The 17,693-nt window shown below is 56.5% G+C and carries 13 protein-coding genes and 1 pseudogene; 2 read left to right on the forward strand and 12 right to left on the reverse strand.

What is annotated here, in order from left to right:
• Window positions 1-199: 199 nt before the first annotated feature.
• The 9 genes and pseudogenes from AC0AP0_RS00750 to AC0AP0_RS00790 all read right to left on the reverse strand — a co-directional run.
• On the reverse strand, window positions 200-790 hold the full coding sequence (locus AC0AP0_RS00750) for an anthranilate synthase component II (RefSeq protein WP_490428879.1): 591 nt from the start codon (window positions 788-790) through the stop codon (window positions 200-202).
• The gene (locus AC0AP0_RS00755; protein WP_490428880.1) at window positions 771-2,408 is read right to left on the reverse strand and encodes an anthranilate synthase component I family protein; all 1,638 of its coding nucleotides are present in this window, start codon (window positions 2,406-2,408) and stop codon (window positions 771-773) included. The genes AC0AP0_RS00750 and AC0AP0_RS00755 overlap by 20 nt, the downstream gene beginning before the upstream one ends.
• Before the next feature lie 11 nt (window positions 2,409-2,419).
• Window positions 2,420-2,614, reverse strand: a complete 195-nt coding sequence (locus AC0AP0_RS00760) for a hypothetical protein (protein ID WP_490428882.1) — start codon at window positions 2,612-2,614, stop codon at window positions 2,420-2,422.
• A 266-nt stretch (window positions 2,615-2,880) separates the two neighbouring features.
• A complete protein-coding gene (locus AC0AP0_RS00765; RefSeq protein WP_046323515.1) occupies window positions 2,881-4,329 on the reverse strand; it encodes an MFS transporter in 1,449 nt (482 codons plus the stop codon).
• A gap of 39 nt (window positions 4,330-4,368) precedes the next feature.
• A complete protein-coding gene (locus AC0AP0_RS00770; protein ID WP_490428884.1) occupies window positions 4,369-5,292 on the reverse strand; it encodes a nucleoside hydrolase in 924 nt (307 codons plus the stop codon).
• Between the two features lie 34 nt (window positions 5,293-5,326).
• The gene (locus AC0AP0_RS00775; RefSeq protein ID WP_490428886.1) at window positions 5,327-6,145 is read right to left on the reverse strand and encodes an energy-coupling factor ABC transporter ATP-binding protein; all 819 of its coding nucleotides are present in this window, start codon (window positions 6,143-6,145) and stop codon (window positions 5,327-5,329) included.
• Window positions 6,142-6,990 (reverse strand): energy-coupling factor ABC transporter ATP-binding protein, encoded by an 849-nt coding sequence (locus tag AC0AP0_RS00780; RefSeq protein WP_490428888.1) that lies wholly within the window; start codon window positions 6,988-6,990, stop codon window positions 6,142-6,144. Before AC0AP0_RS00780 ends, AC0AP0_RS00775 begins: the two co-directional genes overlap by 4 nt.
• Window positions 6,987-7,805, reverse strand: a complete 819-nt coding sequence (locus AC0AP0_RS00785) for an energy-coupling factor transporter transmembrane component T (RefSeq protein WP_490428890.1) — start codon at window positions 7,803-7,805, stop codon at window positions 6,987-6,989. Before AC0AP0_RS00785 ends, AC0AP0_RS00780 begins: the two co-directional genes overlap by 4 nt.
• 146 nt (window positions 7,806-7,951) lie before the next feature.
• Window positions 7,952-8,602 (reverse strand): annotated as a pseudogene (locus AC0AP0_RS00790) (ECF transporter S component); the annotation flags it as partial.
• Window positions 8,603-8,853: 251 nt separating this feature from the next.
• Here AC0AP0_RS00790 and AC0AP0_RS00795 point away from each other — a divergent pair.
• Both AC0AP0_RS00795 and AC0AP0_RS00800 read left to right on the forward strand, forming a co-directional pair.
• A complete protein-coding gene (locus AC0AP0_RS00795) occupies window positions 8,854-10,725 on the forward strand; it encodes a PfkB family carbohydrate kinase (RefSeq protein WP_490428892.1) in 1,872 nt (623 codons plus the stop codon).
• 345 nt (window positions 10,726-11,070) lie between these two features.
• Window positions 11,071-13,140, forward strand: coding sequence for a glycoside hydrolase family 31 protein (locus AC0AP0_RS00800; RefSeq protein ID WP_490428893.1), 2,070 nt, complete (start codon window positions 11,071-11,073; stop codon window positions 13,138-13,140).
• A 166-nt stretch (window positions 13,141-13,306) separates the two neighbouring features.
• On the opposite strand, the gene AC0AP0_RS00805 is transcribed toward AC0AP0_RS00800, so the two are convergent.
• The 3 genes from AC0AP0_RS00805 to AC0AP0_RS00815 all read right to left on the reverse strand — a co-directional run bounded on the left by AC0AP0_RS00805 (window position 13,307) and on the right by AC0AP0_RS00815 (window position 17,667).
• On the reverse strand, window positions 13,307-14,596 hold the full coding sequence (locus AC0AP0_RS00805; RefSeq protein WP_046323933.1) for an MFS transporter: 1,290 nt from the start codon (window positions 14,594-14,596) through the stop codon (window positions 13,307-13,309).
• A gap of 25 nt (window positions 14,597-14,621) precedes the next feature.
• The gene (locus tag AC0AP0_RS00810) at window positions 14,622-16,811 is read right to left on the reverse strand and encodes a beta-galactosidase (RefSeq protein ID WP_490428895.1); all 2,190 of its coding nucleotides are present in this window, start codon (window positions 16,809-16,811) and stop codon (window positions 14,622-14,624) included.
• Window positions 16,812-16,917: 106 nt separating this feature from the next.
• On the reverse strand, window positions 16,918-17,667 hold the full coding sequence (locus AC0AP0_RS00815) for a substrate-binding domain-containing protein (RefSeq protein WP_490428906.1): 750 nt from the start codon (window positions 17,665-17,667) through the stop codon (window positions 16,918-16,920).
• Window positions 17,668-17,693 lie beyond the last annotated feature (26 nt).

Below are 17,693 nucleotides of genomic sequence, written 5' to 3' on the forward strand. Positions count from 1 at the left end.
GCGGACAACCCACTCCAGTCTTTCTTGACCTACGAATCAGAGAGTGATCACACGAACCCCTCTGACTATGTGAGTATCAAGCCATGGGTTGCCGAGTTGAACCTCGCCACAACATCTTGCAGGACAGATGAAGAGAAGCCACAGTCCTGCTTACTGCACGGTAGATTATATGGAGAGGAACCCGGCCCGGCCTGATGAGTCAGTCCCCATCAGATGAACCGCAGTACTCCCGGAAGAAATTGGCGATCACCTGGTGACCATACTGGCTGCCGATGCTCTCGGGGTGGAATTGGACACCCTCCATGAGCGACCGATCCCGCCTCAGACCCATAACATAGCCATCCAAAAGCGAGCGCGCGCTGATCTCCAGATCGGCAACATGACTGACCGAGGTCTCATCGGCAACCAGAGAGTGGTATCTGGTCACGTCGAAAGTATCGGGCAGGCCCTTGAAGCAGCCCTTCCCGTCGTTTCTTATCCCGCTCACCTTGCCATGTTGACGACTGGAGGCCCTGACCACCTGAGCTCCGGCATGTACCGCGATGGCCTGCATGCCCAAGCAGATGCCGAAGACCGGCTTCCTTCCTGCCACCTGATCAAGAAACTCCAGGTAGCCGCAGTCCTCCGGACGACCCGGTCCGGGGCCCAGAATGACCGCATCGAAAGCGAGCGGATCCACCTGCGCAAGGTGGTTCACCCGGACAATGGTCGTATCGGCGCCCAGCAGGTCCACGTAGTTCTTGACCACATAGACGAAACTGTCAAAGGCATCAACCAGCAAGACTCTCATGGGCCAACTCCTTTCCGGTGATGGCCAGGTAGGCCGAACTCATCTTCTTCATGGTCTCCTGCCACTCGCTCTCCGGCTGGGAGTCCTCAACGATCCCGGCCGATGCGCGCAGGTGATAGCTGCCGGAATGGTAGGAGGCCGTCCTTATGCACAGTGCAGTCAGGACCATACCGTCGAATCCAAGGAAACCCACTGCCCCGGCGTACACCCCGCGCGAGCTGACCTCGGTCTCCTCAATGATTTCCACGGCACGTACCTTGGGGGTTCCTGTCATGGTACCGGCGGGGAAGGCGGCCGAGAAGACGTCGTACTTGTCCAGGCCAGGCCGGATCCGGCCGATCACATCCGAGACCATGTGAATAACGTGGGAGTAGACCTCGGTGGTCATCAGCCGGTCCACCTCCAAGGATTCGGGTGTGCAGCACCTGGCTACATCGTTGCGACCCAAATCCACCAGCATCAGGTGCTCGGCCCGCTCCTTGGGGTCGCCGGTCAGCTGCCTGATGGCCGACTGGCGGGCCTCCTCATCTCCGGGATTGCCGACCGTCCCGGCGATGGGCCGCAGGGTTATATCGCCATCAGGGGTCAGCCCAATGAAAAGCTCAGGGCTGGCTCCGATGACATGCACCCCTTGGGGAGTCACGAAGTAATACATATAGGGGGACGGATCCTGCAGACGCAGCCGCCGGTAGACCTGGAAGGGTGGAATGCGGGAATCCACCTCGATCTCATGCCCGAGCTGGAGCTGATAGACATCACCCTCGGCTATGTGCTCCTTGCCCTTGGAAAACCATTGATAAAAACGATCCCGATCGATTGTGTCATGGGCCTCGTATGGATAGTCCGGCCCAATGCCACCCTGAATGCCGGTACGAGTAGCATCCGACTCAGAAGTTTGCCCCAGCGTTGCGTCGGATTGCAGCAACTCCAGCAAATCTTCTAACAGCGCAGATCCATGCCTGGTCTCCCCGCTTTCGGTTGCCATATTCTGGATCTGTGGACCAGGCTGTGCAGAAGATCCGCACTCTCGCAAATTTTCCTCGCCCCCTGGAATGCCACACTCAGCAGTGTCCTCTTCGACATGAATTAAAGTAGCGCAGTGGTCGCCGGCCTTCAGATCCAAGGTGATGATTCCCCGATAAAGAGTCAGCGATATGACCGGCAAGGCAGCGTCCCTTGGTATGCGCTCCTCCAAATCCTCGATCATGAAGATGGTGTCATACCCGAAGTAGCCGAACCAGCCCATCCCGAAGGGGCCTTCATGGTCACCGCTGATGACGAAGGAGGATTCCAACCGCCTCAGCACTGCAAAGACCTCCTTGATGTCGGAGGCCGGATGGTGGACCACCCCCTGCTCGATCCGACCAAATGTCTCCAGGATTCCTGTCAGTTGAGCATTGCCCAAAGGATCGATGGTCATGACATGGTCCGTCACACTCAGAGTCAGCATCGGCTCGAACCCAATTGCCGAACGATTCCGGTCTTTATCTGGGCCACTTAGAGACTCCAGGAGGAAAAGCTGATCCTCCCGATATCTGGTGCACAGCCGTCTGTAGATGGCCAGAGCATCGAGGTCACTGGAGAATCGGCGGGATTCCATGGTTACGTTGATAGTCATTAGGGCACTTCCTAGGTCAGGTACTGCGGTTTGGAGCGGCAGCGATACCTCACCTGATGCCGTTTCAGCGCGCCATGGATATGGATTTCCTGTGGCAGCATGTCCGCAGATAATACAAGAACAACCTCAAACACCGAGGTAAAGAGGTAAATACAGGAATCAGAAGAAGAACCGGCTAAAACATCAACGCCATCGGGCATCGACATAGAAGAAGACACCCTTGGGCAACCAGGGCTGCTGTGATGTCGTTTTCTCCATGGCCACGATGCTAGAGCACCAGGATGCAACCGCCCAACCGGCATCCATAATCCGGACATTTTTAGACCGAAAGCTGTTCACCCGCCAACGGCGTTGCGGAAGATATGCCCATCATGCCCATCATGCCCAACGGAATTCTATCTACACACTTATAGAGAAGAACCGGGCCCAGGGATAAATCCCAGACCCGGTTCTCAATCAGCAGCTCGGAAGATCAGTCCTCGTCCTCAGCCACGCGGGAGTGGCTGTAGATCATCTTCATGGAGCAGATGAAGAGCACCAAGCCCAGCAGGATGATCACGCCGCCGATCATGAAGACATTGGCGTAGGTCGAGGCCAGGCCCTGCGCAGTGCCGGCCAGGCTACCCGAACCCATGGATCCGTTGGCCATGAGCTGGCCGAAGAGGGCGACGCCGACAGAGCCTGTGATGGCCTGCAGGAGGTCATTGAAACCGAGCACACGGCCGGACTCCTCAGGAGCCACGGTCAGGGTCGCGGTGTCAACGATGGGCTGGTAGAAGAAGGATGTGCCGAAGTAGTAGATGCAGGGCGCTACAGCCAGGGCCCAGATCTTGCCGGCAGGAATCAGGAAAGCGATGGCGATCAGACCGCCGCCCATGCAAGCCAGGGCCAGGATGACCGAAGCCTTGCGCCCGATCTTCTGGATGATAGGCCCGGCAGCGAATCCCATGATGCCAGCCAGGATGATGGACCAGACCAGCAGGTTGGAGACCTTGGAGGAGTCGATGCCGTACACGTTCAGACCAATGGCGTTGACGCCCGCGTTCAGGGTGTAGCTGAAGAAGTAGCCGACGAAGATGACGGTCATGGTCATGGCGAAGGCAGGGTTGGTCAGCATCTTCGGAGTGATGAAGGGGTTGCTGGCCTTGTTGATGTATACCACGAATGCAACGAGGGTCACAATGCAGGCGATGCCCCAGCCCCAGTTGATGTCGGTGAAGAACATGGTCACCGAAGCGGCGAACAGTCCGATCAGCGTGAAGCCGATTCCGTCGATCTTGACGCCAGCGGCATGCTGGTCGGGCAGGTTCTTGGCCAGAACAGGAATGAAGAAGACGGCCAGGATGCCCACGCCGAAGAGCCAGCGCCAGTCAAGCAGGGTCATGTAGCCGGCCAGGAAGACTCCCAGGGCGGCGGCGAAGCGGAAGACCGCGACGAAGACGCCGTACCAGAGCACGCGCTTCTTTTTCTCCACATACTTGGAGACCAGAACCAGGAAGATGGAACCGGAAACCTGCCAACCGGCAGACTGCACCACACGGGCGGCGATGACGATCCAGATGCTGAAGGTGCCGAAGCAGCCCAGAATCGACCCCAGCACGAAGACGATCGTGCCCAGAATCATCATCTTCTTCAGGGAGACGAAATCGCCCAGGGATCCGTAGATGACGCAGACGATTCCCAGGATGATGCCGGGCAGTGAGGTGATCAGCGGCGCCAGATTGGCCTGGTTCAGCTGCTTGCCGATGTTCACGTAGATCATGCCGAAGGCCTGCTGTTGGAGCACGCCCAGGGTGAAGATGATCAGGACCACCGGGATGGCCACGCGGGCCATCTTGTTCATTTTCGCGAACTCGGGAGTCCCCTCCTCGGGAACGGGTATGCCGTTCTTCTGCTCCTCGGAGACAGTTGACTCACTCATTTTTCCTTAGTTTCCTTTCGGTTCTTCTCAATGCGGAAGCTACTGGCGCTGGACCCGGCCGACTCTGTCGACAAAGGCGGAGCGGAATCCGTCCACATCCACGTCCACGCAGACGCTGGCGTTGGCTTTGCCGCCCAGGATGCCGTCGTAATCGACCACCGTGGCGCCCAGGGTGAGCGGACTGGAAATCTCGACATCCACGAAGGCCTGGCGCATGGTGAACAGGTCGGGCTGGAGCAGGACCATGGCGGCCGAGGGATCATACATCTTGATCCCCTCCTCGATATGTCCGCCGTCGTAGGACCGGAAGAGGGAGGCGACCATGCCGCCCACTTCGCCGGTTGCGTCCAAATCGTCCAGGTCGCCTGCGACCAGATGGGCCTTGCGGCCGATGTCCAAGCCGACCATGGTCACGGGCAGCCCGCTGCGGAAGACCATCTTGGCAGCCTCAGGATCAACGGAGATGTTGAACTCGCCATAGACCCCGATGTTGCCGCGTCCGGTGGAGCCTCCCATCATGACAATCCGATCGATGTGGTCCTTGACCTCCGGGAAGGTGGCCAACAGCAGGGCGATGTTGGTCAGAGGACCCAAGGTCAGGATGGTGACTGGCTCATCGCTCTCCAAGAGCACCCGCCGCTCCTCCAGGACCGCATTGTTCTCGGTCAGCAGGCTGGTGTCCGGCTCGGGAAAGACGAATGACCCCATCCCTGACTTGCCGTGGGCTTCGGTGGCGAACCTGTTGTCACGCATGAGCGGGGCCGCCGCGCCACGGGCCACGGGGATGCGCCTGCCCAGGAAGGTCAGCAGCTTCAGGGCATTGTTGGTGGTGTGGCCGATGCCCACATTGCCGGACACCGAGGCTATCAGCCTGATGTCGAAGCTGGGCTCGTCGACCAGCATCGTAATGGCCGCAGCATCATCGATGCCGGGGTCCGTGTCGATGATCAGTGGTCTGGTCATTGCTTCACTCCTTTTGCTCTTGTCGTGTCCAAACTCAAATTCCTGCCCCTTCTTTGGCCCGCCGGGCTGCATCGACAAAGCCTGAAACGGTGAAGACCGGGCCCTCCAACCCGACCTGCCTTGCCACTCGGGTGATAGGCGGAGGCGTCACATAGGCCTGCTTGAGCACATCCTCCCGGGCGAAGACCTCCTCGCGGCTGCCATCCAGCAGGACCCGGCCATGCTGCATGAGCACAACCCTGGGGAAGTTGCGGGTGACGAACTTCATGTCGTGGGAAATCGTGATGCTAAGCTTGCCTTGGTCCCGCAGACGGGCGATGATGGCAGCCAGCCGATCATTGCCAGCCTTGTCCTGCCCGCATGTGGGCTCATCAAAGACCACGGCACCCGTATCCATCATGAGGACGGATCCGATGGCGCAGAACTTCTTTTCAGTAGGGCTCAGATCAAAAGGATGATCGTCCAACCGGTCCGCCAGACCCACTAACTCAGCCACCTGCTCCATACGTCGCCCTATCAGATCCTGATCAAACCCAAGCTGCCGGGGACCGAACTCAAATTCCTTGCGCACACTGTCCAGAAAGAGCTGATCGTCGGGATTCTGAAAGACGTACCCCACCTTCCGGGCCCACTGGGCCGTGTTCGCCGTTGCCAGATCGACGCCGTCAATCAAGATCCGACCACCGGTCGGTCTAAGGATGCCGTTCAGATGCTTGGCCAGGGTGGTCTTGCCGGCGCCGTTCTGACCGATCAGCGCCACGGGCCGGTCACCTTCGAGGGTCAGATTCACTCCGTCCAAGGCACGATGGCCATGCGGGTAGACGTACTCCAGATGCTCCAGGTCGATTTTCATCGCAGCGCCTCCCGAATCATGCGTACCGCCTGGTCCTCGCGTACGGGCAGATCCGGCAGATCGAATCCTGCGTCCTGCAAACCTCTGCCGAGCTTGACGTAATCCGGTATGTCAATTCCCCACTTCACGGTCTCGGGATCGGTGAAGACCTCCTCGGGAGTGCCCATGGCACGGACCCGACCAGCGCCCAGGACCATGACCTGGTCGGCGCATCGGGCGACCCGCTCCATATCGTGATCCACCATGACTACGGTGATCCCCTCCTGGTTGAGTCGCTTGACAATGTCGAAGATCTCCTCGCTGCCAAGCGGATCCAGCTGGGCCGTGCATTCGTCCAGAACCAGGATGTCCGGTTCCATGATCAAGGTCGAGCCGAGGGCCACCCGCTGCACCTGGCCGCCGGAAAGCTCCAGAGGGTTCTTGTCGAGCAGATCCTCGATATGCATAAGAGCAGCCACCCGAGCCACCTTGGCATGCATGGTTTCACGTGAAACCCCATGATTGCCCAATCCGAAAGCCAGTTCCTCGGCCACGGTCCCGGCCGTATAAGAGAGCTGATTGAAAGGGTTTTGAAAGACCAGACCCACGTGTCTGGACAGATCGGCAATGGTCGAACTGGCTACGTCCCTGTCCTTGATCCTGACGCTTCCCTTGGATTTGCCGACGAAATAGTGTGGAATCAGACCGACCAAGGCGTTGCACAGGGTAGATTTGCCTGATCCATTGGCTCCGACAATGCAGAAGAAGCTGCCCCGTTCGACGCTGAAGCTCACCCGCTTCAAGGTGGTCCGATCGGCATCACGGTATCTGAAGGAGAAGTCCTCCACTCGTATGACCTTGGTCATGCCCGACCTCCCCACTGGATGGCCAAGGTGATCATGCCTGCGCGCGAGAGGCAGGCGAGCACCAGGGCCAGCACCAGAAAAACGGTGAACAGGATGGTCATCACGGTGTCGCTACGCCGCCAGACCACCTCAAGATAGCTGGTCTGCCGCACTCCCCGGATGCCGAATCCGCGAGTCTCCAGGGTCATCCCGCGCTCCTGCGAATCCGTCAGGGAGGAAAGGACCACCGGCCCAAGCAGGGGCAGGAAGGCCCGCGCCCGGGAAATCAAACCGCCACCAGTCTCCAAGCCACGTGCATGCTGAGACTGCTCGATAATCGCAATCCTGCGCTGCATCTGTGGGACCACATTCAGGCTGGCCAGAATCAGGTAGCCGATCTTCGAAGGCACGCCGATCTGTGTCAGAGCAGCAACCAGGCGACCCATATACGTAGTTTTATTGGTCAGGTAGAAGGACCCCAGGAAGACCAGAAGTGTCACTACGATTTTGGCCGCGTAGAGGCTGCCTTCAAGACCCAGCTCGGCAAATCCCAGGTCAAGAATGACCTTGGTGTTCCTCGGGCTGTAGCACCCCTGGATGAACAGCAGCATGAGCGTAACGGGAATGCCGAACCCTAGCATCACGCCCGAGAAGGGCCGGAGCACCCGAGCCAGAGCCGCTGCGATAAAGAGCATGACGATGATTCCCAGACCCAAGGTAAAGTCCGGCCAAACCAAGGTCGCCAAGCCCAATGAGCACACGCCGACGATCTTGGCCATGGGATGCATGCGAGCCAATGGAGAATCGGGAATCCCGTTTGATTCAGGGCCAGGCATCAGCGTTCAGACCCTTGGGTATGATCACAGCCCAAGTCCGCGGGGGTACCTGGCGATGAGCCCCGATCAGTTTCTGCCCCGATGTCGACCTTCACCGGCTGCGATGAACTCTCTTGACTGGACGCTCCAGCCGCTTCGTGCCCATCCTCGTCTTCGTCCTCATCCAAGTCGTCCAAATCGTCCAGATCGGCCTGGTCCTCGCTACCGTCCAGGGCATACTGGCTCAGGAAACGCTTGGGGATTCGACGCACAATGACGTAAGCAATCAGGACAGTGATGCCCTTGTCAATCAAATTCTCCAACATGGAGGAGGAGAGCACCGAGATAACGATGTTCTTCACAGCCACCACCAGTGCAGCTGTGAGGACCGAGGTGCCATTGACCCCGGTGGCGCCTCCGTAGACGAGCACGGTGATCAGAGAGGCGGTGACCGTGTTGACCAGAGCGCAGACCAGCCAGACCAGGACGACTCCCCATATCCGTTTGAAGAGTCCAGCCTTGACCATGTATCCGATCACCAAGCCGCACAGAACGCTGGAGAGCGCGTAGGGCAGATAGACCGGATTCGCCACCAAGGCGAGGAAGACGTTGGTCAGCAGTCCACACAGGGCAGCCACCCAGGGACCGGACAGACAGGCGATGACCGTGGTGCCGATCGTGTCCAGGAAAAGCGGCAGTTTAAGGGTAGAGCTCAGAGTCCCGCCGATGAGGTTGATGCCCACTGCGATGGGTATCAGCACCAAGGATTTCGTCGAAAACTGCGCAGTGATTCCTCTCCATACCGATCGCGCGCTCATAATCCGTACCGCCTTTGGTCCTTGAATGTCGATTTCTGCAGATGGCCGTCGCTCACAGCCAGATCCGCATCACCGCTTTGAGAAACCACTTTAGTAAACAACTTTCATTGACTGAGACTATCAACAGCCGGATGGGGTGTCAAATGCGAAACCTCCGATGACGATCTCTCAGGTAAGCTTGATTCGCTAGATCCAACAGGTCGACAGAGCCGTTCGCCGGAGCGTCAAAGATGAGGAGGACAGGAAACCACATGAACATCAAGGACATTGCTCAGCTTGCCGGCGTATCCACATCGACGGTCTCCAAGATCGTGAATCACAGGGACGCGAGCATCACAGCCGCCACGCGCGACAGGGTCCTTGAACTGGTCAGGAAGTACCACTACACGCCCTACGGATCCCACAAACCCAACACCACCACCTGGAGAATCGGAGTCCTGCTGAGCTCATCCATCTCCATGGACTCCACTTTGGATGGGATCATCCAGCAGGCACAAAAGTCGGGGTACGGCACCCTGGTTTTCAACAGCTACGGCAATCACGACCAGGAGGAACGCAACATCCTGGCAGCTCTGGAACATCGAGTGGATGGTATGGTCTGGGAGCCGATCGACCGCACAAGCCTGGCCTTGAAAGGCAAGATCGAAGCACAAGGGATCCCCGAACTGACCATTGGACCCCTGGGAGACGACCGGACCGCGCTCATGCCCTATGAGGAGGCTGCATACAGTCTTACTGAAGAGCTGATCAAGCGCCACCACACCAGCATCGCCTGTCTGCTCTCGCCGGGCAGGCGGACCCAGAGCTTCCTGCACGGTTATCGACGCTGCTTGTTCGACCACAACCTCCAGTACCACACCGACATGGTCCTGGAAACCATCGGCGAGGACCTGACCCAGGTGCTGGAGAACCGGCAGGTCACCGGAATCGTGGCATCCCACTATCACCATGCCCTGGAATTCCTCCAGTTCGCCGAATCCATGCATTACCGCCTGCCCCAGGACCTCTCCCTGGTCTCCCTGATGAACGACACCAACGTGCATCTGCGCTACCCAGGCAGCCCGGAGATATCGTCCTACGTCATGCGCAATGCCGACTTCGGTACCTACCTGTGCCGACGGATCATCCACGCCATCGAACATGAATCCCATCCAAGCGAGGCTTTCGAGCACACCTTCGCCTTGGACGGCGAGCAGACTGTCGGCCGGCCCCCAGACCAGCAATGCAAGAAGATCGTGGTAGTCGGCAGCATCAACGTGGACACCTACCTGACCGCCCCCAACCTGCCCAAGGCGGGCATGACCACCACGACCAGAAACTTCGCCTCCACACCGGGCGGCAAGGCCACCAACCAGGCGGTAGGCGTAGCCAGGCTGCAGCATCAAGTTTCCCTGATCGGCAATGTCGGCAGTGATCCGGCCGCAGACTACATCTACAAAACCATGAGACAAGCCCATGTGGATGCCACCGGTGTGCGCAGAGTCATCGGCGCGGACACGGGCAAAGCCTACATCTTCGTCGACAGCAAGGGCGAGTCGATGATTTCCCTGGTGGCAGGCGCCAACGAGTCTCTGACCCCGGACGACATCACCGAGCGCGATCAGATCTTCCGGAACGCCGGCTACTGCCTGATCCAAACAGAAATTCCCATGGATACCGTCGCCGAGGCATGCAGAACAGCCAAGCACCACCAGGCCGCCACCATCGTCAAACCGTCATCCTGCGACCACCTGCCTGAAGACCTGCTGACTTCAATCGACATCCTGATCCCGAATCTGAACGAGTTGAACACCCTAGTACCCGGACCAGGATCCGTGGTGGACAAGGCGAAACAGTTCATCAACGGCGGGGTGGGCAAGGTCATCATCACCCTGGGCGAGCACGGCTGCACCCTGGTCACCGCCAGCGGACACAAGGACTTCCCGGCCCACGAGACCCGAGCAATCGACGACACCGGCGCCAGCGATGCCTTCATCAGCGCCCTGGCCTCCTATCTGTGCAGCGGATGCTCCCTGGACAAAGCCGCCCACATTGCTAATCTGGCCGCCGGCTTCAGCGTCGCCCACGAAGGCGTCATCCCCTCCCTGATCAACCGCCGCCAGCTGGAGGGCCTGATCGACTGAGCGGTCCAGGCGCAAGCACGGTCGGAAGATTGTGATCGCCCACGGCCGTGCTCTGGCTCAAGCGGAACGTCCCCAGGTCCTCTGACTGTCATGCCTATCATCAAGGTCTGCAGTCATTGCCCCATCTCAGCCTCTTGGAGCGCGTCCCTCACGATGGGCCTTTATAATTTTATAGGGTACAGAATCCGGAATGGAGACCATTGATGGCTGCAGCTGTTCTGGCTTCGGCGCCAACCGCAATACTGCTGATGGTCGCACGGGAATATGTCATTGCGGGAGTCGCAGCAGGTGCGATAAAGGACTGATCTCAAAGGTGAATCAACCAGTTGGAAGGGTACCGAATCAATGCAACATTCAACATTTACTATCGACGGCCAAGCTCTGAAGTGGACAGGCGACGGTGAATACCTTCGCATCGAGCCCTGGGGAACAGATTCGATACGCGTCCGATCCTCGCAGATGCACGAACCTGAAGACCCGGACTGGGCGCTTTTACGCGACCACCACGAGCCTGCCAACGCGGTGCACATAAGCATCGATGACCAACGGGGACAGGCCACCATAATCAACGGATCTTTAATGGTCAAGGCGCAGGCTTCGGGCGGCATTGACACAGGCAACGGTTATACCGACAAGTGCCTGCTCAGCTTTTGGCGCACCGACGGCAGGCTGCTCTTCAGTGAGATGAACGATGGCGGCTCCCTGAATTTAAGAGCGCGTTCTTTCACTCCCATCGCGGGAGGCGACCACAAGGTCAAGGTAACATTCGTGCCTCCAGAAAACGAACGTCTGTATGGCATGGGCGAATATCAGCAGAACATCATGAATCTGAAAGGCTGCACTCTCGAACTCGCCCACAGGAACTCGCAAATCTCCATACCCTTCGTCGTCTCCAGTAGTGGATACGCATTCCTATGGAACAACCCAGCCGTTGGTTCCGTCAGTTTTGGGAAAAATAAGACTCAGTGGACGGCGGACAGCACTCGACAGATTGATTATTGGGTTACAGCCGGTGCCGATTATCGCTCAATTATGGCCCATTACGCAGACGCTACTGGTCATGCTCCTCAGATGCCTGAATGGGGTCTTGGCTTTTGGCAGAGCAAGCTTCGCTATTGGAACCAGGATCAATTGCTGGAGGTCGCCAGAGAATTTAAAAAGCGCGATATCCCTCTGGACCTCATTGTCATTGACTTCTTCCATTGGCCTCACATGGGTGATTTCAGATTCGAAGACGAATTCTGGCCAGATCCCGTCAGCATGAGCAACGAATTGCACAAGATGGGGATTCGACTCATGGTGTCAGTCTGGCCGCAAATAGCACTGACTTCTGAAAATTATCCAGAGATGAAAGCCAAGAATCTGCTGGTACGAGCAGACCACGGCGAAGACATCGGCATGATGTTCGAGGGACCCAGCCAGTTCTTTGATGCCACCAACCCTCGAGCCCGCCAATATGTATGGGAGAAATGCCGTGAGCACTATGCCGATGTCGGTGTCGATGCCTTCTGGCTGGATGAAGCCGAACCAGAGTATGGTACTTACGATTTCGGCAATTACCGCTACTGGGCCGGACCTGCCCAGCAAACGGCCAATTTGTATCCGCGGGAATACAACAAGGGATTCTACGAGGGGCAGCTGGCCTACGGGCGCCAGGGACAGATCGTCAACCTCACCAGATGCGCATGGGCCGGATCCCAGCAATATGGGGCCCTTGTATGGTCGGGCGATGTAGCATCCACCTTCGAAGCGTTCAGAGCGCAAATTACTTGTGCCATCCATATGGGCATGGCCGGCATTCCTTGGTTCACCACCGACCTGGGAGGCTTCCACGATGGCGATATCGACGATCCCACCTTCCGTGAACTGTTGTTGCGGTGGGCACAATTCTCCTGCTTCTCGCCCGTCATGCGCAATCACGGTGACCGTAGCCAGCATCACCCCGATGGGACCACCAAGACCGCTATCACTACAGCGCAGGGCGAGCGGCGATTGCCGTCCGGAGCGAGCAATGAACCGTGGAGCTACGGCAAGTCCGTCGAAGATATCTATGTCAAGTTCATCAAGATCCGAGAGCATCTTCGCCCTTATTTGCGTGAGCTGTTTACTCAGGCGCACGAGGATGGGCAGCCGCTTATCAGGGGGTTGTTCTACGAATTCCCCCATGACGATGCTGCCTCCGATATCGCCGACGAATATATGCTCGGACCTGATCTGCTGGTAGCCCCTGTAGTGGAGGAAGGAGCCAGATCTCGACAGGTCTACCTGCCGGGAGACGCGACTACGCAGTGGCAGGATCTTCGCGACGGCGCAATGTACGACGGAGGTCAGACGTTCACCGCAGAAGCCCCCCTGGATACCCTGCCGGTATTCGCAAGGGACAGCAGAAACCACGAGCTGCTGGGCATACTCTGATATATACATCTGTACACCACGTGCAGATTACAGATTATCCGATCACTGATTAATGGGTCAGGACCATCTCGTCCTGACCCACTTCATTCTTCAAAATAAGTTGATGAGACACCGTGGTTTGTTGGGACCATGTGCCTATATGCTGATCAGCTCATCATTCGCATCATTATTTGACCTTGCGAATAAAGAAAATCAGGCAGACACCGACGGCCGCCAGAACAGCCGCCAGTGGGAAGACCCCGCTGTAACCGACAATCTTGATGATCGCGGCAGAGAAAATGGGTCCCAGCACCTGACCTCCGTTATTGGCAATGTTGAGAATACCAAGATCCTTGGCTGCTGTCCGCTGATCAGGCAGCACTTCTATATTCAGCGCCTGGTCCACGGAATTGAACATTCCCATGCCAATGCCCACAACCACGGCGTATGCCAGCATAATGAAGGGACGATTGGTCAAAGCAGGCAGAAACGATCCAACCGCTATCAGCAGACCTGCGATGATGACCGGTACTTTCCGTATATGCAATTTGTCAGAAACAGGACCGGCGCCGATGCACATGACGATTGCGGTCACCATCATGATCATGGAAATAGCCGAGACATATGCCTGCAGAGCGTTACCTTTGAGCATTACGTAGTCGGTCAATATGTAAAGCTGATATCCAGAAATCGCGAATGAAGCGGTTTGTATGCTGAGCTTACCGAACAAGGCCAGATAATAGTCCCGCACATGATGGGTCGGGAATACAAAATTATCGGAGAAGGTCTTCCACGTCACTGGAGAAACAGGCATGTTTTTAGTCGAACCTTCGCGCAGTATCAGAGCAGCCACAGGACCCGACAACAAAGACATGACTGCCAAAACCAAAAATCCGGTCTTAGGCATAGGAAGGAAGAAAGAGGCCAACATCTGCCCACCGTATTGTCCGGCCGAATTGCCGAGTGCGTAGACGGAAGATATCGTTCCACGGTACTTCGGCGCAGTCCGATCGGCAATAACCGCAATCAACGGCGCCACAATCATATTCAGGAAAATCATATATACCGAATCCGATAGGACCACTTGCCACACGGCAGAGCATTGTCCCCAGAACAGCACACAGACAAAGGTCCCAACTGATCCGGCGACGATCCATGGCGTCCGACGACCCCATCGAGAACGTGTCCGATCCGACAGGCCGCCTTCCACGATGTTGGCGATAGTGGATACGATCATGGCCACCGTCGACATCAATGCGATATCGCCCGTTTTATTGGCAGGATCTATTCGCGCCACTTGCTGAGGAACCAGAACACCTACCAGGCCGAGATACGGCCCCAACCAAAGCAGGACACCTAGTGCGAGCGCCACACCCGTGCGCACAGGAACGCGATGCTGTTGATCATCACGGGGAGTCATCCAGGCAGCAGAGGGTTCATTATCCGTCTCCGCTGTCTTCCCTTGCGCACTGTTCATTGACCTTGCGGAATCCATATCATCCTCACCTTCCTGAATCCGTAGGATTGTCGGCAAGGACATGCGTCTCCTGTAGTAGAGCCACGTCCCAGGGGCCCAGCTCAACATTGCTCAAAGGCTCATTCTTGCCCAGCAATGTACATGAAACAGGCACGGTGATCCTGTGCGTCTGCCAGCTCCAGTTGAAGAGGAAATGCAGCCGTTGACCATATCGATTGACCGCCGAGGAGTGCGATATTGTCGTCTGACCAGCCAACCACGGATCGTCTGGAAGCAGATAGTCGAACAACGAAGCAGCCAGAGCCTCGTTGGGGACCGTGCCGATCATCGTTACTCTTCCCTGACCGGCAACATGGCTGGTGATCAGGGGAAATTGTGAGAAGTGGGGGTGGTTGCTTGTAGCCAGAATTTCCGCTCCCTCGCTCTGTAGACAATCAATCCACTCAGTGGCAGCAGATCCAGGACGCAATTTAAATGAGTCCGTTCCCTTAACTGATATAGGGGATTTGATATTGGAAAATTCCTGATAGTCCGCGCCTGCAAGATCATCAAGCATTGACGGTTTGGTTTCCATGCGCGCGCGTGCGTACTGATCCGCATATGCCGTACGCGGTCCCAGGACCAGATGCCCGCCGGCTTTTACATATTCACGCAACCAGGAGAGCAAGGCATCAGAGCATATATACGCCCCTGGAACCAGCAGCAGGGGGTACTGGTTGACGAATGCAGTCGGCGCGACTACAGGTTTTTCAGCAGAGCCATCGATAAGATGCGTATCCTGAATCATTCGCACCTGATGCCCAGTGCGGAATGCACCACGATAAAAAGCCGTAAGCATATGATCATACGATCCGGCATTGCGTGCACGGTGAGCATCTCCTGCACCATTTATCGCTGTGTATGGTTCGAACGTCAGGCCCCAACGTGACCCGACTGAATACAGGATGGCCACATCAGCATCCGGCTTAAGGTCCGTCACTGCATCGCCGGCAGCTGCCAGCTCTCCGCCAAGCTGAGATATCTCCGCATAAACACGTCCCGGCTTGCGGTCATGGGGGAGAATACCTCCCCAATACATCTCAGTACCATAATGCAGCTGTTGCCAATGCCAGTATTCGATGAGATCCGCTCCACGCGAGACGAATTGCCAACCAGCTTGGCGCCATTGCCCCTTATAGCCAGGGAAGTTGTCTGCGGAGCCGCCGATGGGCCCGCCGTCCGTTTCCAGCACAAAGAAAGGAGCGGATTTCAGCGAATACGTCCTATCGGCCATCTGGGCAATCGTCCAGGGGCCAGAAGGATACCAAGCATCTTCTGCCATATCCGGTTCAGGCAATTGCAAGCCGTCTTGCATATGGAAATACGGATCTGAACCTGCTACATCCAAATGCTCGGAAGACCTGGCCTCATCAACAGCCTCACGCCCCAAAGCCATATTCACCGTGATGAATTGATCGGAGCGACAATGCTGACGGATCAGGCGACTTTGCCAGGCGAGCATATCATCGGTGAGCAGCGCCTGATAACGATGCCAGGCAATATCGTATTGTGGCTGGCAGTTGCCTTCGGGCTTCCATAAGTCATCCCAAGTAGATAACTCATGAGACCAGTACGTCAACCCCCATGCCTTATTCAGATGTTCCACGCTACCGTATTCTTTACGCAGATAATCTTTAAAACCTTCAAAGGCATCTGTGGAATAGTTCAGCCGTAAGCCAGGTTCATTATGTAATTGCCAGCCGATGACTGATGGATGCCCGGCATAGCGATCCACAATCTTGCCGATAAGCCTGGCTGCGTAATACCGAAACACAGGGTGGCTATAGCTATGCTCCTCTCGCGAGCCGAAAGGAACCTTCTGACCATGGTCATCGCTCAAGGCAATCTCTGGATACTTACGCACCATCCATTGAGGTATGGCAAAGGTCGGCACCCCAATAATCGCTTGAATATTGTTCTCAGCAGCCTTATCGAGAACTGGCTCCAGCCAATCCAGTGAGAATTGTCCGTCTTCCGGTTCCCAGTGTGACCAGCTTCCTTCGCCCACACGGATCACATTGATATGGGCTTTACGCATGAGTTGCATGTCGGCATCAAGGTTCGAGCTGGGTTGATATTCGTCATAATACGCAGCGCCGAACAGTATATGGTCGAGAGACTTCATTGCCTTCCCTTTCTTAAGTGAACGTTCACTTAATAACTGCAAAGAATGCATAGCAATAAGTTAACATTGAATTACAAGCAGCCATGCATGTTATGTAGCAGTTGCATAATAAGCACGTTCACATTAACTGTCAAACGCATGCGAAGACGCCGGAACGTTATCTGCTAGTCGACTCCCGGATGATCAGTCGAGGCTGCATCAGTAATTTCTTGATGCTTGCTCCATGAATCATATCGATCGCACATGAGACCGCCCGACTGCTGAGCGCATCAAAATCCTGCTGAACGGTGGTTAGAGATGGAATCGTATAAGCCCCCATAGGAACACCATCGAAACCGGCCACCATCACATCATCGGGCACACGCAATCCACGATCACAAAATGCTCTGATAAGCCCTATGGCCATTTGATCATTTGCCGAGAAGACGGCATCCGGCAGGTCATCGGCCATATCAAGACCAACGCGATAGCCCGACTCCTCGCTCCAATTACCTCGATAAACACGGCCCGCTGTCAGTGCGTAACGTGATGATGCCTGCATCCACTCCTCTAAACGGGCTTCAGACGAATACCATCCGTGGGGACCAGAAAGGTGGTCGATGCGTCGTGCCCCTTGAGCCACCAGATGATCCAACAAAGTGCGCACACCCTGTTGCTGATCAGTATCGACCACGGAGAATTGTCCTTCTTGGGCGCAGGAGGACCCGATACTGACAAGGGGCAGGTCAGCAACCATTCTGACGACAGGCTCTATCCATGTCTCTGTTGAGAGCACAATAATTGCCGAGACGTCATATTCAAGCAACTTGCCGACAGCTCGTTGGACATCATTGTCATTGTTGTTTTTCAACAGGGATATCTTTGCCAAATACCCTTGTTCACCCGCAGCCTTTTCTACATTCCACAAGAGCTGACCTGGCCCAAACTGCTGCG

This window comes from Bifidobacterium sp. POST2/T3 (B1) (genome assembly GCF_058197115.1).